The sequence below is a fragment of the Streptomyces sp. R44 genome (genome assembly GCF_041053105.1).
GTDB lineage: Bacteria > Actinomycetota > Actinomycetes > Streptomycetales > Streptomycetaceae > Streptomyces.
Genome location: NZ_CP163444.1, coordinates 635,999 through 655,238, shown reverse-complemented (window position 1 = coordinate 655,238; position 19,240 = coordinate 635,999). Strand labels below are relative to the sequence as shown.

Sequence of the window (19,240 nt, the reverse complement as noted above, 5' to 3'; positions counted from 1 at the left end):
CTGGTCTCACTTCTCCGCTTGCTTCAGGGCCTCGGCGAGGCGCGGCGCCTCCCGGTCCCGCTGGGACATCGAGGTGACCGGCAGCGGCCAGGGGATGGCGAGCTCCGGGTCGTCGAAGGCGATCGTCACGTCCTCGGCCGGATCGTGCGGACGGTCGATCCGGTACGAGGTGTCGGCGGTCTCGGTCAGGGCCTGGAAACCGTGCGCGCACCCCGCCGGGATGTACAGGGTCGCCTGCGTCTCGCCGGACAGCTCGAAGGAGGCCACGTTGCGGTACGTCGGCGAGTCCGCCCGCAGATCGACGACGACGTCGAAGATCCTCCCGTACGAGCACCGCACCAGCTTGGCCTCGCCCGCGCCCGAGCGCAGGTGCAGACCGCGCAGCACGCCCCGGACCGAGCGGGACACGCTGTCCTGGAGGAACGCGTTCGGGTCGAGGCCCACCGAGCGGACCACGTCGGCGTCGAAGGTGCGGCAGAAGAAGCCGCGCTCGTCGGCGTGCGGCGTCGGCTCGAACAGGAACGCTCCGGCGATCGCCGGGACTCGGGTGGCCTTCATGAAGTCTCCTGCCGAGCGTGAGTGTGGGGGAGGGCGCGCGTACGGGGGTTGTCGGTCGCCGGGAACAGAGCCGTGGTCAGGGCGGCGAACTGGTGCTGGAGGCGCCGGGCGGCGTCCTGGTTCCGCTCGGCGAGGGTCTGCCGCAGTTCGGCCGATCGCTTCTCCAGCGCCCGGAACTGGTCGAGCAGCCGGCCGGCGTCGACCTCGCGCGCCGGATGGCAGTACGCGCCGAGGCCCATCCCTTCCATGAGCGCCTCGCTCTTCGCCGCGTAGGTGACCGCGAGCACCGGAGTGCCGGCCTTCAGCGCGCAGATCAGATTGTGGTACCGGATCGCCACCGCACTGTCGGCGTCCGCCATCTCCTTCATCAGGTCGGCCAGTGAGGACGTCTCGGCGGCGGTGACCAGCGGCGAGTCCACCGCGTCGAGGATCGCCGTCACCACAGGAGCGTCGACCGCGTCGCCGGTGAGCAGCCGGACCGGCCTGCCGTCCTCGACGAGCGCGCGGACGAAGCGGATCGTCCCGTCGAGATACTGCCGGTGGATCTCCTCCGCCCGGTCGCGGTCGTCGTTGCCGCCGTGGAAGGCCATGACGCCGACGCAGACCAGGCCCGGCGAGGCCGAGGGCCCGGGGGACGGCAGCGCCGGAAGGGAGAAGGCGAGGTCCGGGTAGACCTCGTCGCGCGCGGTGTCCACGCCCATCGCCCGGATGGCGTCGCGGGCCTGGGTGTCCCGGTACGAGCGGTACGCGGCGAGCCGTGCCGACCAGCGCACCAGGACCCGGGTCGGCCGGTTGCGGATCGCGGCGGCGCCGACGCTGACCAGCGCGACCCGGGTGCCGAACAGCCGGCCCGACGCGCTGAGCAGGAACAGCGCGTACGGGAAGCCCCACGGCCGCAGCGGCAGCGTGGCCTCCAGGACGCCCATGCCCGGCACGATCACCACGTCGTGCCGGCGCACCCAGGCGGCGGTGCGGAAGACGTCGACGAGCTTGCCCGCGGCCTTCGCCGCGACCGAGCCCGCACGCGAGGCCGTCCGGTACTCGCCGTGGTACCAGTTCAGGCGTGTCGCGGGGATCCCGAAGCGGGCCGAGACGATCTCGGGTCCGCCGCACAGCGCGTCCACGACCGCCTCCGGGTGCTCGGCGCGCAGGTAGCCGAGGATCGCTTCGAGCGACCCGTCGTTGCCGAGGTTGCCGGAGCCGAGCAGGCCGAACACCCCGACGCGTATCGGAGTTCCGTTCCGCGACGTCATGCCCGCCTGCCCTCGCGCCCGGCGACCAGGGCGTCGACGGAGACCTCGAGCCGGGCCGGGTCGACCGGGGCACGGTCCTCGACCCGCTCGCCGGCGCCGGGCCGGGCCCGGCTGGTCGCCCACTCCACCAGGTGGCGGTAGCAGGCGCGCCGGTCGGCGGCGGACAGCGGCGCCCGCCGGATCGCGTCGATGAAACCCCAGACGTACTCGGCGAGCAGCCGGGGCGTCGGGTGCAGCGGGCCGGCCCGCCGCGGGTCCAGGTTGACGCACCGGGAGCGCTTGGACGGGTTGGCCCGCTCGGCGCGGGTGGGGTGGTCGCGGCGGAAGTAGAGCAGCTCCGGCACCTGGTGGAAGCGGCCGTGCAGGCCGATCTCGCAGACGAACGTGCGGTCCGCGTGGTGGTAGCTGTCGAGCGGCTTCACCCGGCGCAGCACATCGGCCCGAATCACCCCGTAGAAGTCGTCGCCGCCGGGCTCGAACAGCATGCTGCGGAAGCGCACCGGCGCGTGCGGCGAGGCGGTGGCGAGCCCGTACTCGTACGGGACCTTCACCTGGCCGTCCTCGTCGATGACGGCCTGGTCCGCGTGGGCGAGGATCACGTCCGGCCGCTCGTCGAGCGCCTCCACGCAGCGGCGGAGCAGGTCCCGGGCGTACAGGTCGTCGTGCGAGGCCCACTTGAACAGCTCGGTGCGGCACTCGGCGAACACCCGGTTGTGGTTCGGCGTGGCACCGACGTTCCGGGGCAGCCGGACGTACCGCACCCGCGAGTCCTTCGCCGCGTAGGCGCGGCTGATGTCCTGCGTCCCGTCGGTCGAGGCGTTGTCGGAGATGATCAGCTCGAAGTCCTCGTAGGTCTGTCCGAGCAGGGCGTCGAGCGATTCGGCGAGGTACTCCTCGCCGTTGTAGACGGGCAGGCCGATGGTCAGCCTGGGTCGGGCGGTCATGAGGTCCTCACTTCGGTGATGGAGTTCCGGTGGTGCTCGCGCAGGGCGGACCGCAGTTGCAGCCACCACACGGTCGAGCTGCCCAGCGTCGCGGCGGCGACGCCCCAGGCCGAGCCGGCCGCGCCGGCCGCGGCCGCTCCGCCGAGGCCGCCGGCGGCGTAGCACAGGGAGGCGAACAGCTGGGCGCGCAGGCTGCGCTTGGCCGCGCCGAGCGCGCGCAGCCCGGCCGCCGCGCCGGTGCCGAGGCCGGCGCCCGCGAGGCCGAGGGTGACCGGGATGATGAGCTTCGCGGCGGAGGGCCAGACGTCGCCGAGCACGAGCTCACCGATGCCTTCCGGGACGAGGTGCAGCGCCGCGCCCCAGAGCACCGCGGCGGCGGCCTGCCCGCCGCCGAGGACGAGACAGAAGGTGCCGAGCCGGTGCGGGGCCCGCTTGAGGACCCGCGCCGCCTCCGCGACGGTGACCAGGGACAGGCCCATCAGGAGGGCGAGGAACGGGCCGAGCAGGAGTTCCGCACCCCGGACCGCGCCCACCGCGCCGAGCCCGGCGATCGCGCCCAGTCCGTACGCCCGCAGCTGGCCCGCGCCGCTGAGGCTGACGTTCTCGACGAGGTACCGGTACCCGAGATCGCGCTGTTCGCGCAGCCACCCGAGTGCCTCGCCCGTCCGGGGCCGGATCCCGGACTGGAGCAGGCCGTACCCCGCGGCCACCGCGGCGGACGCGCCCCAGGCGAGCACGAAGGCGGCCACGCTGCCCACATGGTCCGCCACCACCATGGCCGGGACGAGCGCGACGCCCCACACCAGGTCGTTGACGAATGCCTTCTTCCCGGCGCCGGCGGCGAAGAAGGCGAACCGCCAGGCGTCCTGCAGCAGCAGCCCCGGCAGGACGACGCCCAGGGAGGCGAACGCGGACCCCACGCTGCCGCCGAGGGCCAGGCCGACCAGCAGACACGCCACGCCGACGGCGGTCCCGACGCCGAGCGCGGCGCCCGACGACCGGGCCACCGCCGTGCGCCAGGACGCGGTCGGCACACTGCTGAAACGCACCACCAGCGGGTCGGTGGCCACCCCGCGGGAGACGTTCAGGACCACGCCGTACGTCACCCAGGCCAGGCTGAACACACCGAACGCGGTCACCCCGAGGGAGCGGGCCACATAGATGCCCACCGCGAAGTTGGACATGCTGGAGGCCGCCTGGTCGGCGAGGCCCCAGGACAGCCGGCCGACGAGCGCCCGCCTGCCGGTCCGCCGCGCCGCCGGCCTCTCCTCCTCCTCGGTGGTCATCGGTGTCATTCCTTGATCAGCCCGGCGGCGGCCAGGGCGTCGGCCGCGACGGCGACGGTGTCGAACGGCAGCCCGGACCGCTCGGCGACGTCGAGCAGACCGTGCTCGCCGTCGGAGAGGCTGAGCACCCAGAGCATGGCCATCTGGGCCTGCTTCGCGTCGCTGCGGCCGCCGAGCGACTCGTACAACCCCCGCCGTCCCAGCTGTGGTTCGCCGTACGGACTGAGGTTGACGTACCGCCGGTTGCGGTCCAGGACGTCGAACGCCTCGCGGCAGACGGCCAGGGTGTCCGTCATCGCCTCGGGGGAGACGAAGTCCAGGTTGTCCGCCGAGGTGTGGTACTCGGGATAACCGGCGTACGGGGTCCGGCACAGCGAGCCCACGCCGAGGTCGAAGCCGGGCGAGCAGAACTGCCGCTCGTCGTAGCCGTACGGAGTGAACTCATTGACCTGGTGCGGGCGTTCGGAGGCGGTCAGGACGTGCTGCATCACCCGGTCGATCTCCGCCTCACCGCGCCTGCTCCGCTTGTACGTCACCCGGCCCGAGTCGCCGGCGCAGGCCAGGACGAGTCCGTGCTTCACGTTCTCGACCCGCTCCCTGTTGCGGGCCAGCCAGGTGATCGCCCCGATGGTGCCGGGTGCGAACAGGAACCGGTACGTGTAGTACGGCGTCCGCTCGGCCAGCTCCCGGGCCAGGAACGTCGCCACCGCGATGCCGGCCAGGTTGTCGTTGGCCAGCGACGGGTGGCAGACGTGGCAGGAGACGATCACCTCGTCCGGGACCCGCCCCGGGACCACGTGCTCGGCGTAGGTGAGGTGCCCGTCCTCGAGGGTGGAGTCGATCCGCACCTCGTAGTCGCCGTCCGGCAGCGCGTCCAGGGTGTCCTGGGCCAGGCAGAACCCCCATTCCCGCTGGTAGTAGCTGGTGCGGTACGGCACGAGGCCCGGCTGGTCCGGCAGGGTGTGCAGGTGCTGCCGCAGCTCGGCCAGCGGCATGGTCGCCGACACCGGCACGCTGTAGCCGAGCACGTGCAGGCTGGACGCGGCGAAGTCGACGACCCTCGTGCCCGTGGAGTCGGCGACGTACGCGTCCCGGATGTTCCACTCCTGCGGCACCGTCCAGTCCAGCACCTGCGTCCCGGTCGGCACCTCGTGCACCTCGAGCGGGATGTACTCGCCGACGATGTCCAGGGTGGCGCGCACACCGTCGCCGGTGATGGACCGGCAGAGCGGGTAGAGCCGCTCCACCAGCTCGTACATCTGCTCACCGGGCGCGGTCATCGGCGCCACCGCAGGGTGTCGTCGACCGCACCGGCCTCGGACGCCGCGCGCAGCACGGCGAGGCGGGTGAAGCGCTGCTCGAAGGCCTCCCGGGTCAGACCGTGCTTCCGGTACGCCTCGGCGAGTTCGAGCGCGCCCTGCCGCACCGTCCACTCGCAGTCGAAGCCGGGGATCGCGGCGCGGAACCGGGCGAAGTCCACCCGGTACGACCGCGGGTCGGCGCCGTTCTCCCCGGTGATCCTCACCTTCGCGCCGTCCACCGCCTCGGCGACCTGCTCGGCGATCTCGGCGACCGTGACGTTGTTGGTCTCGCTGCCGATGTTGAACGCCCGGTCGTGCACGGCCTCGCGCGGCGCCGTCAGCGCGGCCGTGAAGGCCCGCGCGATGTCCACGGCGTGCACGAGCGGACGCCAGGGAGTGCCGTCGGAGAGGACGAGGACCTCGCCGGACAGCAGGGCGTGGCCCACCAGGTTGTTCAGCACGATGTCGGCGCGCAGCCTGGGGGAGAAACCGAAGGCGGTGGCGTTGCGCATGTACACCGGGGTGAAGTCGCCGTCGGCCAGCGCGTGCAGGTCGTCCTCCACCCGCACCTTGGACTCCGCGTACGGCGTGACCGGTCGCAGCGGGGCGTCCTCGGTCACCAGCTCGTCGCCGCCGGCGGCCCCGTAGACCGAGCAGGTCGACGCGTACAGGAAGCGCCGCACCCCGGCGTCGCGGGCCAGCCGGGCCAGGTGGACGGACGCGTGGTGGTTGATGTCGTAGGTGAGCTCCGGCGCCAGCGATCCCAGCGGGTCGTTGGAGAGCGCGGCCAGGTGGATCACGGCGTCCACCCCGGCCACGTGCTCGGCCGTGACGTCGCGCAGGTCCACCCGGTGCCCGGACGGGTCGGCGGGGCGCGGGCCGAGGACGGAGTCGGCGAACAGGCCGGAGTCGAGACCGACGACCTCGTGTCCGGCGGCCGCGAGGACCGGGGCCATCACGGTGCCCAGGTAGCCCTGGTGTCCGGTCAGCAGTACGCGCAAGGTTCATTCCCCCAGATTGAAAGTGCCGAGATCGAGCGTGAGTTTGGTGACGGCGAACGCCTCGGCGTAGCGCGCGTGGCATTCGATGCCGCGGATGCGCGCGAGGCCGAGGAAGGCCTCCCGGTCGTACCAGGGCCGGTGCCGCTGCGAGGCGTAGTGCTCCTGCAACAGCCGGACCTTCTCCTCCGCGACCTCCGGCGTCAGCGGCTGGTACGCCGTCGGACGGCCGAGATCGCCGTCCCACTTGACGATCTCGTAGCCGAGCACGAGATGGTCGCGGAACGCGGTGGGCAGCAGCTGCGCCAGGCCGCGGTGATCCTGGTGAGCGTCCTCGGTGCGCGGGGCCAGGATCAGATCCGGGTCGGTGCGCTCGCGCAGCTCCTCCACGGCGGCCTTGGCCTCCTCCCAGTGCGCAGGCAGCCGGCCGTCCGGCAGCTTGAGCACGGTGAGCCGCAGGTCGGCGCCCGGGCAGAAGGCGGCGAGCGCGGCCCGCTCCTCGTCCTCGCGCTCGCCGCCACCGCCGGAGAGCACCAGCGCGTCGACCCGGATGCCGGGCCGCGCGTGACACAGCGTCAGGAGAGTTCCTCCGGCGCCGATCGCGATGTCGTCGCAGTGCGCCCCCACCGCGACGATCCGCTCAAGGCGCCCGGACCCCAGCCGGATCACGCCTTCACCCCCGCGGCGTCCCGTTCCCACACGGCCCACGGGCGCTCGCCGCGGGCATAGGCCTCGTCGAGCGCGGCCCGCTCCTTCACGGTGTCGGTCGGCTTCCAGAAGCCGCGGTGCTGGTACGCCACGAGCCGGCCTTCCTTGGCCAGGCCGGCGCAACCGTCGGCGACCAGGTCCCCGCCCTCCGGTATGTGGTCGAAGACCTCCTGGCGGAGCACGAAGTAGCCGCCGTTCTCCCACAGCGGCATGTCGCTCACCGCGGTGATGCCCCCCACCAGACCGTCCTCGGCCAGGTCCACGCAGTGGAACGAGGACTGCGGCGGCACCACCGTCATCGACGCGCCCGCGTCCCGCCGGGAGAAGCGGTCGATCATCTCCGGCAGCGGGGCGTCGGTGAGCACGTCGGCGTAGTTGGCGAGGAACATCTCGTCGCCGTCCAGGTGGTGCCGCACCCGGCGCAGCCGCTCCCCGATCGGCGACTCGATGCCGGTCTGCGCGAACGTGATCGTCCAGTCGGCTATATCGGTGGACAGCAGCTCGGTCCGCCCGCCGCGCAGCACGAAGTCGTTGGACGTCGTCTCCTCGTAGTTGAGGAAGAAGTCCTTGATGTGGTGCGCGCCGTACCCGAGGCACAGGATGAACTCCGTGTGCCCGTAGTGCGCGTAATAGCGCATGACGTGCCAGATCAGCGGCCGCGGACCGACCATCGCCATCGGCTTGGGCACGTCGTCGGCGGCGCCGCTCCGCATCCGCATCCCGTAACCGCCGCAGAACAGTACGACCTTCATCGCTCCACCTCGACCACGCTCAGTTCCGGGATGGGGAAGACAAGGCGGCCGCCCCACTCGTGCACGAAGGACAACTGCTCGACCAGCTCGGCCCGCAGGTTCCACGGGAGGACGAGGACGTAGTCCGGCCGGTCGGCCGCGATCTGCTCGGGCGCCAGGATCGGGATGCGGGTGCCCGGGGTGAACTTCCCGTGCTTGTACGGATTGCGGTCGACCGTGTACGCGAGCAGGTCGGGCCGGATCCCGCAGTGGTTGAGCAGGGTGTTGCCCTTGCCCGGCGCGCCGTACCCGACGACCGTCTTGCCGTGCTCCGCCGCGTCGATGAGGAAGCGCAGCAGGTCCCGGCGCACCTTGGCCACCCGGGCGGAGAACTCGGCGTACCCGGACAGCTCCTGGAGCCCGGCGGCCTTCTCCCGGTCGAGCACCTCGGCCACCCGGGCCGTCGGCTCGCCGGCCACCTCGGACGGCCGCGCCCACAGCCGGATGGAGCCGCCGTGCGTGGGCAGCAGCTCGACGTCCACCAGGGTGAGACCGCCGCTCGCGAGCGCCCGGATCGCGGACGCGACCGTGTAGTACTGGAAGTGCTCGTGGTAGATCGTGTCGTACTGGTTCTCCTCGATCAGGGTCAGCAGGTGCTGCACCTCGATGGAGACCCAGCCGTCGTCGGCGACCAGGGCGCGCAGCCCCTGGGTGAACCCCACGACGTCGGGGATGTGCGCGTACACGTTGTTGGCCACGACCAGGTCCGCCGGGCCGTGCTCGGCACGGACGGCCGCACCGGTCTCCGGAGACAGGAACTCCGTGAGCGTGGGCACCCCCGCGTCCCGCGCCGCGGCACCGACGTTCACCGACGGCTCGATGCCCAGGCAGCGGATCCCGCGGTCCACCACGTGCTTCAGCAGATAGCCGTCGTTGCTCGCCACCTCGACCACGAACGCGTCGGGGCCGAGGCCCGCCCGCTCCACGGCGTCGGCGACGAACACCCGCGCGTGCTCCACCCAGGAGGTCGAGAACGAGGAGAAGTACGCGTACTCCTTGAACGTCTCCTCGGGCGTGATCAGCGGCGGTATCTGCGCCAGCCAGCAGTCGGTGCACACCCGCAGATGCAGCGGGTACGCGGGCTCCGGCAGGTCCAGCCGGTCCGCGGCGAGGAAGCTCTCGCACGGCGGGGTCGCCCCCAGATCGACGACGCTCGCCAGCGCCGCCGAACCGCAGAGTCGGCATCGTGTCATTTCTGCTGCCCCCCATCTCCGCTCGCGCGGGTGACCCGTCGCGAGTCGGCCTTGTCGTTCCCCACCGGCGGCGCGCCGTGCGCGCCGCCCGACCGCCCCGCGATCGCGGTGCGGTACTCCTCCACCAGGCGGGCGAGGCCGACGGCGGGGCTGAACCCCAGCTCGTACCGGCGCCGGGCCGCCCGGCCCATCTCCTGGTTGCGCCCCGGGTCGGCCGTGATCCGCCGGATCCCGGACGCGAGCGAGGCGGGCTCGCCCGGGCTGTGCAGCAGCCCGGTCACCCCCTCCTCCACGAGGTCGACATAGCCCCCGTGGCCGGCGGCGACGGCCGGGACGCCCGCCGCCATCGCCTCCCCGACCACCAGACCGAAGGTCTCCCTGGCCAGCGACGGTGCCACCACGGCGACCGACCGCGCGGTGACCCGCCGGCACTCCGCCGGGTCCAGGAGGCCGGCGTACCGGACGTCGTCCCGGCCCGCCGCCCACGCGGTCACCTCCCGCTCCATGGGCCCCGAACCGGCGAGCACCAGCGGCACGCCCACCCCGCCGACCGCGGCGATCTCGTCCCACGCGGCCATGAGCACCCGTACGCCCTTGGCCTCCGAGAGCCGGCCGAGGAAGAGCAGATGCTCGCCGGCGCCCTCACGGACCGTGCCCGGGTCGGGCACGAAGTTGGGCTTCACCGTCAGCCGCCCGGCCGGCATGCCGGAGCGCACCAGGAGGTCGCGCTGCGTCGCGGAGATGCAGAAGAACCGCTCCACACCGGACCACCAACGACGCCGGTTCACCGACAGGCTGACCGCGAGCGGAACCGTCGCGAGGCGGGAGTCCCGGTAGCAGCCGTGCCGGATCCCGGGCAGCGACGCCTTCGACCCGACGCACTCGGTGCACGGCCGACCGTCCCGGTGCAGCGTGCCGGGCGGGCACACCTGGGCGTAGTTGTGCAGCGTGGCGACGACGGGCACCCCGGCGTCGGCGCAGCCCGCGAGGACCGCGGGGGACAGGAGCGGGAAGACGTTGTGGACGTGCACCACGTCCGGCCGCTCGGCGCGGAGCCGGGCGGCGAGCTCCGAGCGGACCGCCGGGTTCCACGGCACGAGCAGCGGCACCGCGACCTTGCCGAGCAGGGACCGCGCGGCGATGTCGTCGCTGCGCCGCTCGAACACGTCGACCCGGTGGCCGGCCGCGCGCAGCAGCCCCACCTCCTCGTCGACGACGCGGTTCTCCCCGCTCGGCTGCGCCGAGGAGTAGCGGTTGTGCACCACAAGGACATGCATGCTCAGATCACCTCCGGGCCCATCGCGGGACACGCCGTCGAGGGATCTCGACGACCGGCAGGGGCGCGGCCCCGGCGGGTGCCACCAACAGCGAGGCGGCCAGCGTCAGATGCAGCAGATACGCCGAGGCGTCGCCGAGACCGACCTCGGTGTACGAGGAGAGCGCGCAGTAGCTGATCAGGAAGATCGCGCAGGCCCTCGGGAGCGACGGCGCCCGCAGCAGCGCGACGCCGCCCAGGACCAGGATCATCGCCGCCACGATGGTGACACCGAGGAGCCCCTGCTCGTCGTAGACGGCCAGCCAGCTGTTGTCGATCGGCAGCCCGTCGAACGACTTGTCGCCCAGGCCCGTGCCGAACACCTTCTCCCCGGTCGTCCGCGGCGCCGCGAGGAGGGAGTCCCAGACCTTGGCCCGGCCCGTGAGGTTGGCGAAGTTCTCCTGGCTCTGCCCGCGCAGGAACCACGCCCGCAGCGCGGAGCTGAACACCACCGCGGCCACCGCGGCGCACACCACCGCCCAGGCGAAGAACCGGCGGGCGGCGGCACTGGTCAGAACGAGCGAGCCGATCGCCAGACCCAGGCCGATCAGCAGACCGAGCGTGGCCGTCCGGGTGTGGGTCATCGCGAGCAGGACGAGTGACGGCACGATGATCACCGCCGCGCCGGCCCCGGTGGTCCGCCGGCCGAGGAGGAGCAGCACCGTGAGCCCGATGATCACCGCGGAGTACTGCCCGATCTGCGGCGGGGTGAGCGGCCACAGCGCCCCGACGAGCCGTCCGCCGTAGTACTCGGGCATGGCCGTCGCCGGTGACACCGCCAGGCCCGCGGCCACGAGGACCAGCACCGCGAAGTACATCCGGACGTGGTAGCGGACGAACGTCAGGCTGCCGTCCCACCAGCGGCTGAGCAACCACAGCGTGCCCACGAAGAGAGCCAGCCGGGTGCAGCGGAACAGCGCGCCGAACCCGGCCAGCTGCACGCTGGAGATCAGACTCGGCACGAGCAGCAGGGTGAGCAGGAACACGAAGGCGCTCGGCCGGACACGCAGCCGGAGATTGAGCGCGAGCGCCAGCACGAACGCGGCGACCAGCGCGCCCATGGTGGCCATCTGGATGAGGGAGCGGGGGATCGTGAACACGGTCTTCGCCCCGGCGGAGCCCAGCGTGTTGAGGGCGAGCAACGCCCAGATGATCCCCACGGTCTTCGGCGTGCCGCCAGGCCGCGGTGCGGCACCGGGCCGCGTACCCGCCGTGTCCGGTCCGCCCGGCTTCAGCAGTTCGGCCATGTCACCCACCGGCCTGTGCGTCGAAGGTGCTGCCCGCGTCCTGCCCGTACGGCGCGCCCCGCCACTGCCCGGAGCCGAGCTTCCGGCTCGTGTCGTGGACGACGAAGCTCCACGGTCCGCGGTAGACGTTGTCGTACCAGCGGTTCCGCTGCCGGAGGGTGATCGCCTCCGAGACCCGTGCGCCCTTGTACGGCGACCAGTCCGGCGAGGTGCCGTCGTTGGAGAGGACCGCCATGCGGCCGCACTCCGCCGTGCAGCCGACGACGGACGGGTCGAGCACGAAGCGGTTGTCGTGGATCTCCACCCGCTGGGTCTTCCACCGGCAGTCGTCGTACAGGGGCGCGGTGGCGATCCCCGGCTGCGCGCAGCGGGCGGTGTCCTTCACCAGCAGGGTGCAGTACTCGGTCGAGGTGTTGGCCGGGCTGTTGCAGAACCGGTCGGCGTCCTCCCACAGGGTGATGCCGTTCCAGTTGTCCTCCAGCACGTTCCCGTAGATCTCGATCCTGTCCGTACGGGCCCGGACGCGCGGCTCGCCGCCGGCCTCGGACACGTAGACCGTCGCGTACGGGAAGTCGTCACCGGCCTCGGCCTCCTTGCGGCCCTCGACCCAGTTGTTCCGCCGGATCGTGTTGTTCCGCACGACCGCGTTGTAGCTGGTCTCGTACATCAGCGCGGCACCGTCGTTCCCTTCGATGACATTGCCCTCGAAGAGGAAGTCGTTGTTGTTCGTGTCGGCCCACAGGCCGGCTCCGCGGTTGTCGTGCACCCAGTTGCCGCGGACGTCGGCGCCGTCGACGGCCCAGAACTTGATGCCGCCGCTGCAGCCGCAGCCGGGCTGCCGCCGCTCCCAGTCGTCGGTGTTGTTGCCCACGATCTCGTTGCCCTCGACCACCAGGCCGCGGAGGGAGTCACCGGTCTTGTAGCCGTTCATGCCGTACTGGCCGTTGCCCCGCACACAGCTGGCACGGAGCTGCTGCCGGGCGCCGGCCATCAGCCCGGCGCCGGAGTTGTGCTGGATCGTCGCGTGCTCGATCACCCACCCGTCGGCCATGTCGTGGTTGACCACGCCCTCGTCCTGCGGCGCGGTGAAACCCTGCACGGTCAGATGGCTGATGGTGACGTCGGGGGCGGTGCCGCCGAACGCGTAGTGGTTGGTCCTGCGGCCGTCGAGCACCGCGCCCGGTGCGCCGAGGTAGCGGTTCCCCTGCTTGGCCATGACCTGGGCATAGGGGTCCGAGGTGAGCGTGTGCGTGCCCGGCAGAAGCCAGAAGGTGGTGTGCGGGGGGTTGTCCTCGGTCTTCGTGTCCAGGTCACCGACGACCGAGGGGTCGACCGTCACCGCGCCCGGCGGCGCCTGCGACGGCCCGGCCGCGGGCCTGTCGCACACCCGGGCCAAGGAGGCGTCGGGCGTGGCGGACGCCGAAGGGGCACGTCCCGCCTTCGCCGGGGCGTCCGGCGTGCTCGTGCAGCCGGCCGCCGCCGGCAGGGCAAGCGCGAGCGCCGCCGCCGGCAACGCCCAGCGCCGCCTGTCGAACACCGAGCCTCCCCCTAGCCGTCGAACCCGAGTACGGTCGTGAACTCCTGCATCCCGTCGGCGAAGCCGGTGCCGACGAGCGTGGTGGCGGGCTCCTTGCGGCCGAAGCCGGAGGAGTACCAGCCCAGCGGCGGCTCGGTCTCACCGCGATGCGCCCGCCAGGACAGCCCCGCGGGCAGGTCGAGCACCGCGGAGCGGTCCTCGCCGTCCACGGTCCAGGCGAGCACCGCCCGGTTCCCCACCAGATCCGCGGCGATCGCCGGGCCGAGGTGGAAGGCCAGGCGCACGGGACCGCTGTCGCCGCGGACCTCGTCGACCACGCGCAGCTCCCGGCTCGCGGCGGTCAGCTCCACCCGGCGGCGGTGCACGGCGGGCCCGTAGCCGTCGTGCTCGGCGGACCAGCGGGCCACGCCGGCGACCGGGCCCGTGCCCGCCGGGTCCGCGACCAGGACGCGGGTACGGGCCTGCCGGGTCCACAGGAACGGGCCTCCGGAGACGGACTGGTCGGTGCCGTTCCACTGGAGCGTGTTGTGGCCGAGGGTCGACCGGAAGTACCGCCGCCACTCGGGCTGCCCGTGGTAGCAGAACGTCCCCGGGTCGGCGAGCACGTCGACCCCGTCGTGCCGCACCTCCACGGACAGCGCGTCCGCGTGCGCGTGCGCGGCGATGGACAGGAAGCCGTGCGGACCGCCGTCGCAGCGGGCCCAGATCTCACCGGGACCGCGCAGGATGGTCATGCCCGCGTCGGCGAAGTGGCCCGGTCGGCCCGCCGGGCGGGCCACGGTGCCGCTCTTCGCGTACGGCCGGAGGAGCGCGGCCAGGAGCGGGGTGCGCACATCGGTGCCGGTCACCTCGGGCCACCAGTCGAGCCGGCCGAACACCGCGTCCCCGGTGGCGAGCAGCGAGGCCCAGCGGTCGGTGTCCGGGCCGTCCACGATCAGACCGTGCCCGTCGTCCGCGTCCCCCTGGCGCGGCGGCCGCAGCCGGTTGTCCACGACGGCCGCGAGCGCGTCGGTCATCCGCAGCAGCACGAGCCGGACCGTCGAGGGGACCGGTACGCCGGCGGCATCGGCCTCGGCCACCGCGGCCAGACCGAGTTCGAGGACGAGGCCGTGGTACTCGGTGGCCAGCTCGCGGTTGAGGCCGGAGAGGAAGGTGTTGCCGCGCAGGTGCCGTTCGAGGGAGCGCATCGCGTCGGCCCGCCAGCGCGCCGACGCGGGGAACCATCCGAACGCGCAGGCCGCGGCGAACTGCCCGGCGGCCTCGGCGATGACGTGGTTGTTCGCCGAGGAACCCCGGCTCGGGAAGGCGGCCAGCCAGCGCTGGTGGTGCCATATCTGGCTCACCGCCACCGGGTTGCCCTCGAACAGACCGGCCGCACCCGGCCAGCCGTCGAGCAGCCGCCGCACCCACACCCAGGAGAGCAGCCGGATCCCCAGCTCGATGCCGCTGATCCAGTGCACACCGCGCAGCGGCGGGTTGGCCGCCCACCACGACCGCAGGTGTGCGGCCACGCGCTCGGCGTACCGCTCGTCCCCGGTGACCGCGTAGGCGGCGGCGAGCACGGTGAGGTACTGGTGCCGGGACGGCTCCCAGATCTGCTTGATGTCCCCGGACGCCTCCTCGTCCCGGTACGGCACGTCGAACGCGTACCCCGAAGGAGCCCGCCGCCCGGTCTTCGGGTCGAGGAACCAGTCCGGGTCGACCAGGTCGTCGCGCTCGACCCCGAAGTACTCGGCGTGTCCGGCCATCAGCCGGTCCGCCTCGGCGACGAGACGCTTCGCGGCGTCCGGCGGCACCGCGCCGATCGTCCCCGCGGGCAGCACCGCCGTGAACCGGGCGCCGGTCACGGCCGGGGACTGCGGGCGTGCCGAGCGCCATCGGCGCCTGCGCAGCGTGTCGCCCACCCGGCCGCCGACCTCCCGCGGCCCCATCCGGGAGAGCCGCCGCAGGTACCAGCCCGCGCTCATGCTCATCGCGCCCCCGCAAGGGTCACCGGCGCACCGGCGGCCAGGCCGGCCTGTACGGCGAGGGTGGCCGCCGTGGTGGCGACCAGGGACTCCAGCGGCACCGGCATCGGCCCGCCGGTCCGCACGGCCCTGACGAACGAGGCCAGTTCGGCGTTCTGGCCCTTGTCCCGCGCCTTGGGCAGCCGCGAGCTGACCCACTTCTCGGGGCCGTGCACCGAGGCCCGGACGAAGTCGTCCAGCCGCAGCACCTTGCCGTCCGCGACGAGGTCCAGCGTCTCCTTGGGGAAGCCCGGCGCGCCGTTGGTGACGTAGCTGATGGTGGCGGTGGATCCGTCCGGGTAGCGCAGGACGACCTGGAGGTCCTCGTTGCCGGGTGCGGCGGTCGCGTACACCGAGACCGGATCGGCCCCGAGCAGCCAGCTCGCCGTGTCGATGAAGTGCCCGCCCTCGCCGGCGAACCGCGAGCCCTCGGTGCCCTGCTGGAGGTACCAGCTGCCGTGCTGGAGCCGGCCGGCGTTGACCAGGTAGCGGAGGCTCGCCGGACCCGTCCGGGTGCCGAACCGCTTGCGGGCCTCCTGCAGCAGCGGGGCGAACCGGCGGTTGAAGCCCACCTGCAGCCGGTCGTTGCCCGACTCCTCCACCGCGGCGACCACCCCGGCCAGCTCGTCCTCGTCGAGCGCCAGCGGCTTCTCCACGAACACCGCCTTGCCGGCGAACAGCGCCTTCTTCGTCAGCGCGGCGTGCGAGCTGTGCCGGGTGACCACGAACACCGCGTCGATCTCCGGGTCGCCCAGCACCGCGTCGAGATCGGTCGTCGCCCCGGTGAAGCCGAACTTCCGCTGCGCGTTGGCCGCCGACAGCGCCGTCGTCGTGACGACCGTGGACAGCTCGACGCCATCACGTCCCACCAGGTGCGGCAGGAGCATCGACGTCGCGTAGTTGCCCGCCCCGACGAACGCGAGGCGCACCGGCGACGTGGCGTTCCGGGCCCGGACGGGCGCCGCGGCGCCGCGCCGCACCTCGGGCACGGCCACCGACGGGGCCTCCGCCTCGCCCGCCTCCTCCTGGTCGGGGTACCGGAACAGCACGGCGACGGCCTTCAGTTCGCCGTCCTTCAGGCTCTGGTACGTCTTGACGGCGTCGTCGAAATCGGCGATGTGCGAGATCAGCGGCTCCACGTCGACGCTGCCGCGGGCGAGGAGGTCGAGGAAGCACGCCAGGTTGCGGCGCTCGGTCCAGCGCACGTAGCCGATCGGGTAGTCCCGCCCCTCCAGCTCGTACTCCGGGTCGTAGCGGCCGGGACCGTACGAGCGGGAGAACCGGACGTCGAGCTCCTTCTCGTAGTACGCGTTCCACGGCAGGTCGAGCCGGCACTTGCCGATGTCGACCACCCGGCCGCGGTCCCGGCTCAGGTGCGCGGCCAGCTCGACGGGCTGGTTGCTGCCCCCGCCGGCCGCCAGGTACACCTGGTCCACGCCGTGACCGCCGGTGAGCTCGACGACGGCGGCCTCCACGGCCGGGGACGCGGGGTCACCGCAGGCGACGGCGCCCAGCCGCTCGGCGAGCTCGCAGCGCCCCGGGTCGGGATCGGCGCCGACGACGCGGACGCCCGAGGCGGTGAGGAGCTGCACCACCAGCTGCCCGATGAGGCCGAGGCCGATCACCAGGGCCACCTCGCCGAGCTGAGGCTCGCCCTGCCGGACGCCCTGGAGCGCGATCGAGCCGACCGTGCCGAAGGCCGCGTGCCGGGGCGCGAGGCCGTCCGGCAGCGGGGTGTAGAGGTTCTTCGGCACCCAGTTCAGCTCGGCGTGCAGCGCGTGCTCGTTGCCGGCGCAGGCCACGAGGTCGCCGACCTTCACGTCGTCGACCCCGGCGCCGACCTGCTCGACCACCCCGCACAGCGAGTAGCCCAACGGCGTGTACGAGTCCAGCTTGCCCATCACCTTGCGGTAGGTGGCGGGCACCCCGTTGACGGCGACGCTCTGCATGACCTTGGCCACCTGGTCGGGGCGCGAGCGGGCCTTGCCCAGCATCGACATGCCGGCCTCGGACACCTTCATGAGCTCGGTCCCGGTGGAGATCAGCGAGTAGGCGGTGCGGACCAGCACGCCCCCCGGCTTGCACCCCGGCACCGGCACGTCGAGAACCGCCAGCTCGCCGCTCTTGTAGTTCTGCACAACCTGTTTCACCAGAAGTCCCCTTGTTTCTACGCCGTCTGGCGAGCGTCCAGGCCGGCCCCGGAGGCCATGCCGCGATACCAGTACTCGAGGGTCAGCACATGCCACAGATGCTTGGAGAAGTCCCGCTGCCCGGCGGCGTCCTCGGCGACCATGCGGGCCAGCGCGTCGCGCCGCAGGAACCCCGAGTTGACCAGCACGCCGTCGTTCACCACCTCGCGGACCAGCGGCGCCAGATCCCGGCTCATCCAGGCCCGCAGCGGGGCGCTGAACAGGCCCTTCGGCCGGTACACGATCTCCTTGGGCAGGATCGACGTGGCGGCCTCCTTGAGGACGGCCTTGCCCTGCCGGCCGACGATCTTGCGATTGCCGGGCACGGCGAACGCCGCCTTCACCACCTCGACGTCCACGTACGGCACCCGCACCTCCGTCGACGCGGCCATGCTCGACCGGTCCGTATAGGCGAGGTTCAGGCCCGGCAGGAACATCCGGGCGTCACCCAGGCACATGCGGTTCACGAAGTCGTCGAGGTCGTTGTCCTCGTAGACGTCCGCGTGCTCGGTCAGCACGTCGTCGACCGTCCCGGCCAGATCCGGATCGACCAGGGAGAGCAGCTCCTCCTGGTCGTACATGGTGTAGCTGCGCCGGAACGCGGTCTCCTCCGGCAGGTCGGCGAAGGAGAGGAACCGCTTCGCGAAGCGCACCGACCGGTACCCCCGGCGGGCCGTGGCGACCGGCAGCCGGTCCACGACGCCGGCCACGCCGCGGCGCAGGGGCCGCGGGACGCGCTGGTAGCGCAGCGCGATCAGATTGGCCAGGTGCTTGCGGTAGCCGGCGAACAGCTCGTCGGCGCCCATCCCCGAGAGCATCACCTTGACCCCGGCCTCCCGGGCGGCCGAACAGATCAGGAACGTGTTGATCGCGGCGGGATCGCCGATCGGCTCGTCCAGGTGGTACGTCATCCGCGGCAGCAGATCGAGCACATCGGGAGCGATCTCGATCTCGTGCAGGTCGACCCCGAACCGCTCCGCCACCTGCCGGGCATACCGCAGGTCGTCCGGCATCGCCTCGAACCTGGCGTCCTCGGCGCGGAAACCGATCGTGTAGGCGGAGATCCCGGGCTGCTCCCGGGCGGCCAGCGCCGTCAGGTAGCTGGAGTCGAGACCGCCGGAGAGGAACGTCGCCACGGGGACGTCGGCGAGCAGATGGCGCCGGGTCGACTCCTCGACGACGGCGGCGATGTCCGGCAGCTCGCCCGACCTGGCCCGCTCCCGGCCCTCGGCGGCCACGTCCCTCAGGTTCCAGAACCGGCCGCGCTCCACCCGGCCGTCCGGCCGCAGCCGGAGCCAGCTCCCCGGCGGCAGCTTCTCCGCCTCGCGCAGCGCGCACCGCGAGTCCGGCACCCAGTAGTAGAGGAGCGAGGCCACCAGTGCTCCGTGGTCCACCTCGAGCTTCCCGCCGGTGGCGGCGGCGAGCGCCTTCAGCTCGGAGGCGAACACCAGGCCCTCACCGCGCCGCAGCAGGAACAGCGGCTTGATGCCGAGCTGGTCGCGGGCGAGCACCAGCTCACCGGTCCGCTCGTCGAAGACCGCGAACGCGAACATGCCGCGCAGCCGGGGCAGGCAGTCCGTGCCCCAGCGCCGCCAGGCCTCCAGGAGCACCTCGGTGTCCGACGTACCGCGGAACCGCACCCCGGCGGCGGCCAGTTCGGCACGCAGCTCGGGCGCGTTGTACAGCTCGCCGTTGTACGTCAGGACGAGGCCGCCCGAGACCATCGGCTGGGCGCCGGTCTCGGACAGGTCGACGATCGCCAACCGCCGGTGCCCGAGGTGTACTTCGCCGTCACCGACGGGGTGGCTGTACCGGCCCGCGCCGTCCGGGCCGCGGTGGGCGAGGGTGTCGGTGAGCCGGTCGGTCACGGCCTTCCCGTCCGGCCATCGGTAACTGCCTGCGATGCCGCACATG

15 protein-coding genes are annotated in these 19,240 nt (G+C 72.7%); all 15 read right to left on the bottom strand.

All coding sequences use genetic code 11. The features are described from left to right. Nucleotides 1–6: 6 nt before the first annotated feature. Genes rfbC through asnB form a run of 15 tightly spaced genes read right to left on the bottom strand, consistent with a single transcriptional unit; the run spans nt 7 to nt 19,239 of the window. Entirely contained in the window at nt 7–558 is a 552-nt protein-coding gene (rfbC, locus tag AB5J54_RS03230; RefSeq protein WP_369142330.1) for a dTDP-4-dehydrorhamnose 3,5-epimerase, read from the bottom strand. Continuing rightward, on the bottom strand, nt 555–1,811 hold the full coding sequence (locus AB5J54_RS03225) for a polysaccharide pyruvyl transferase family protein (protein ID WP_369142329.1): 1,257 nt from the start codon (nt 1,809–1,811) through the stop codon (nt 555–557). Before AB5J54_RS03225 ends, rfbC begins: the two co-directional genes overlap by 4 nt. Next, nucleotides 1,808–2,755, bottom strand: coding sequence for a glycosyltransferase family 2 protein (locus AB5J54_RS03220; RefSeq protein WP_369142328.1), 948 nt, complete (start codon nt 2,753–2,755; stop codon nt 1,808–1,810). The genes AB5J54_RS03225 and AB5J54_RS03220 overlap by 4 nt, the downstream gene beginning before the upstream one ends. Beyond that, nucleotides 2,752–4,041: a hypothetical protein gene (locus AB5J54_RS03215; RefSeq protein WP_369142327.1), complete on the bottom strand. Its 1,290-nt coding sequence runs from the start codon at nt 4,039–4,041 to the stop codon at nt 2,752–2,754. The genes AB5J54_RS03220 and AB5J54_RS03215 overlap by 4 nt, the downstream gene beginning before the upstream one ends. Before the next feature lie 5 nt (nt 4,042–4,046). Continuing rightward, a complete protein-coding gene (locus AB5J54_RS03210; RefSeq protein WP_369142326.1) occupies nt 4,047–5,321 on the bottom strand; it encodes a DUF4910 domain-containing protein in 1,275 nt (424 codons plus the stop codon). Beyond that, nucleotides 5,318–6,343, bottom strand: coding sequence for an NAD-dependent epimerase/dehydratase family protein (locus AB5J54_RS03205; RefSeq protein WP_369142325.1), 1,026 nt, complete (start codon nt 6,341–6,343; stop codon nt 5,318–5,320). The genes AB5J54_RS03210 and AB5J54_RS03205 overlap by 4 nt, the downstream gene beginning before the upstream one ends. Nucleotides 6,344–6,346: 3 nt before the next feature. Further along, nucleotides 6,347–7,009 carry a PIG-L deacetylase family protein gene (locus AB5J54_RS03200; protein WP_369142324.1) on the bottom strand — a complete coding sequence of 221 codons (663 nt, stop codon included), beginning with the start codon at nt 7,007–7,009 and terminating at the stop codon, nt 6,347–6,349. Continuing rightward, nucleotides 7,006–7,800: a glucose-1-phosphate cytidylyltransferase gene (locus AB5J54_RS03195; RefSeq protein WP_369142323.1), complete on the bottom strand. Its 795-nt coding sequence runs from the start codon at nt 7,798–7,800 to the stop codon at nt 7,006–7,008. The genes AB5J54_RS03200 and AB5J54_RS03195 overlap by 4 nt, the downstream gene beginning before the upstream one ends. Further along, complete coding sequence (locus AB5J54_RS03190) at nt 7,797–9,032, bottom strand: class I SAM-dependent methyltransferase (RefSeq protein WP_369142322.1); 1,236 nt, start codon at nt 9,030–9,032, stop codon at nt 7,797–7,799. The genes AB5J54_RS03195 and AB5J54_RS03190 overlap by 4 nt, the downstream gene beginning before the upstream one ends. Next, nucleotides 9,029–10,309 carry a glycosyltransferase family 4 protein gene (locus AB5J54_RS03185; protein ID WP_369142321.1) on the bottom strand — a complete coding sequence of 427 codons (1,281 nt, stop codon included), beginning with the start codon at nt 10,307–10,309 and terminating at the stop codon, nt 9,029–9,031. Before AB5J54_RS03185 ends, AB5J54_RS03190 begins: the two co-directional genes overlap by 4 nt. A 7-nt stretch (nt 10,310–10,316) precedes the next feature. After that, complete coding sequence (locus tag AB5J54_RS03180) at nt 10,317–11,594, bottom strand: O-antigen ligase domain-containing protein (protein WP_369142320.1); 1,278 nt, start codon at nt 11,592–11,594, stop codon at nt 10,317–10,319. 1 nt (nt 11,595) lies between these two features. Beyond that, nucleotides 11,596–13,131 carry a right-handed parallel beta-helix repeat-containing protein gene (locus tag AB5J54_RS03175; RefSeq protein WP_369142319.1) on the bottom strand — a complete coding sequence of 512 codons (1,536 nt, stop codon included), beginning with the start codon at nt 13,129–13,131 and terminating at the stop codon, nt 11,596–11,598. A gap of 11 nt (nt 13,132–13,142) precedes the next feature. Continuing rightward, nucleotides 13,143–15,104 carry an alginate lyase family protein gene (locus AB5J54_RS03170; RefSeq protein WP_369142318.1) on the bottom strand — a complete coding sequence of 654 codons (1,962 nt, stop codon included), beginning with the start codon at nt 15,102–15,104 and terminating at the stop codon, nt 13,143–13,145. Beyond that, the gene (locus AB5J54_RS03165) at nt 15,101–17,287 is read right to left on the bottom strand and encodes a bi-domain-containing oxidoreductase (protein WP_369142317.1); all 2,187 of its coding nucleotides are present in this window, start codon (nt 17,285–17,287) and stop codon (nt 15,101–15,103) included. The genes AB5J54_RS03170 and AB5J54_RS03165 overlap by 4 nt, the downstream gene beginning before the upstream one ends. 17 nt (nt 17,288–17,304) lie before the next feature. Continuing rightward, complete coding sequence (asnB, locus tag AB5J54_RS03160; protein WP_369142316.1) at nt 17,305–19,239, bottom strand: asparagine synthase (glutamine-hydrolyzing); 1,935 nt, start codon at nt 19,237–19,239, stop codon at nt 17,305–17,307. Between the last annotated feature and the right edge of the window lies 1 nt (nt 19,240).

What these genes read in the sequence shown, in the direction of transcription:
- rfbC (WP_369142330.1), bottom strand. Translation starts at nt 558, where the DNA reads ATGAAGGCCACCCGAGTCCCGGCGATCGCCGGAGCGTTCCTGTTCGAG.
- AB5J54_RS03225 (WP_369142329.1), bottom strand. Translation starts at nt 1,811, where the DNA reads ATGACGTCGCGGAACGGAACTCCGATACGCGTCGGGGTGTTCGGCCTG.
- AB5J54_RS03220 (WP_369142328.1), bottom strand. Translation starts at nt 2,755, where the DNA reads ATGACCGCCCGACCCAGGCTGACCATCGGCCTGCCCGTCTACAACGGC.
- AB5J54_RS03215 (WP_369142327.1), bottom strand. Translation starts at nt 4,041, where the DNA reads ATGACCACCGAGGAGGAGGAGAGGCCGGCGGCGCGGCGGACCGGCAGG.
- AB5J54_RS03210 (WP_369142326.1), bottom strand. Translation starts at nt 5,321, where the DNA reads ATGACCGCGCCCGGTGAGCAGATGTACGAGCTGGTGGAGCGGCTCTAC.
- AB5J54_RS03195 (WP_369142323.1), bottom strand. Translation starts at nt 7,800, where the DNA reads ATGAAGGTCGTACTGTTCTGCGGCGGTTACGGGATGCGGATGCGGAGC.
- AB5J54_RS03190 (WP_369142322.1), bottom strand. Translation starts at nt 9,032, where the DNA reads ATGACACGATGCCGACTCTGCGGTTCGGCGGCGCTGGCGAGCGTCGTC.
- AB5J54_RS03185 (WP_369142321.1), bottom strand. Translation starts at nt 10,309, where the DNA reads ATGCATGTCCTTGTGGTGCACAACCGCTACTCCTCGGCGCAGCCGAGC.
- AB5J54_RS03180 (WP_369142320.1), bottom strand. Translation starts at nt 11,594, where the DNA reads ATGGCCGAACTGCTGAAGCCGGGCGGACCGGACACGGCGGGTACGCGG.
- AB5J54_RS03170 (WP_369142318.1), bottom strand. Translation starts at nt 15,104, where the DNA reads ATGAGCATGAGCGCGGGCTGGTACCTGCGGCGGCTCTCCCGGATGGGG.
- asnB (WP_369142316.1), bottom strand. Translation starts at nt 19,239, where the DNA reads ATGTGCGGCATCGCAGGCAGTTACCGATGGCCGGACGGGAAGGCCGTG.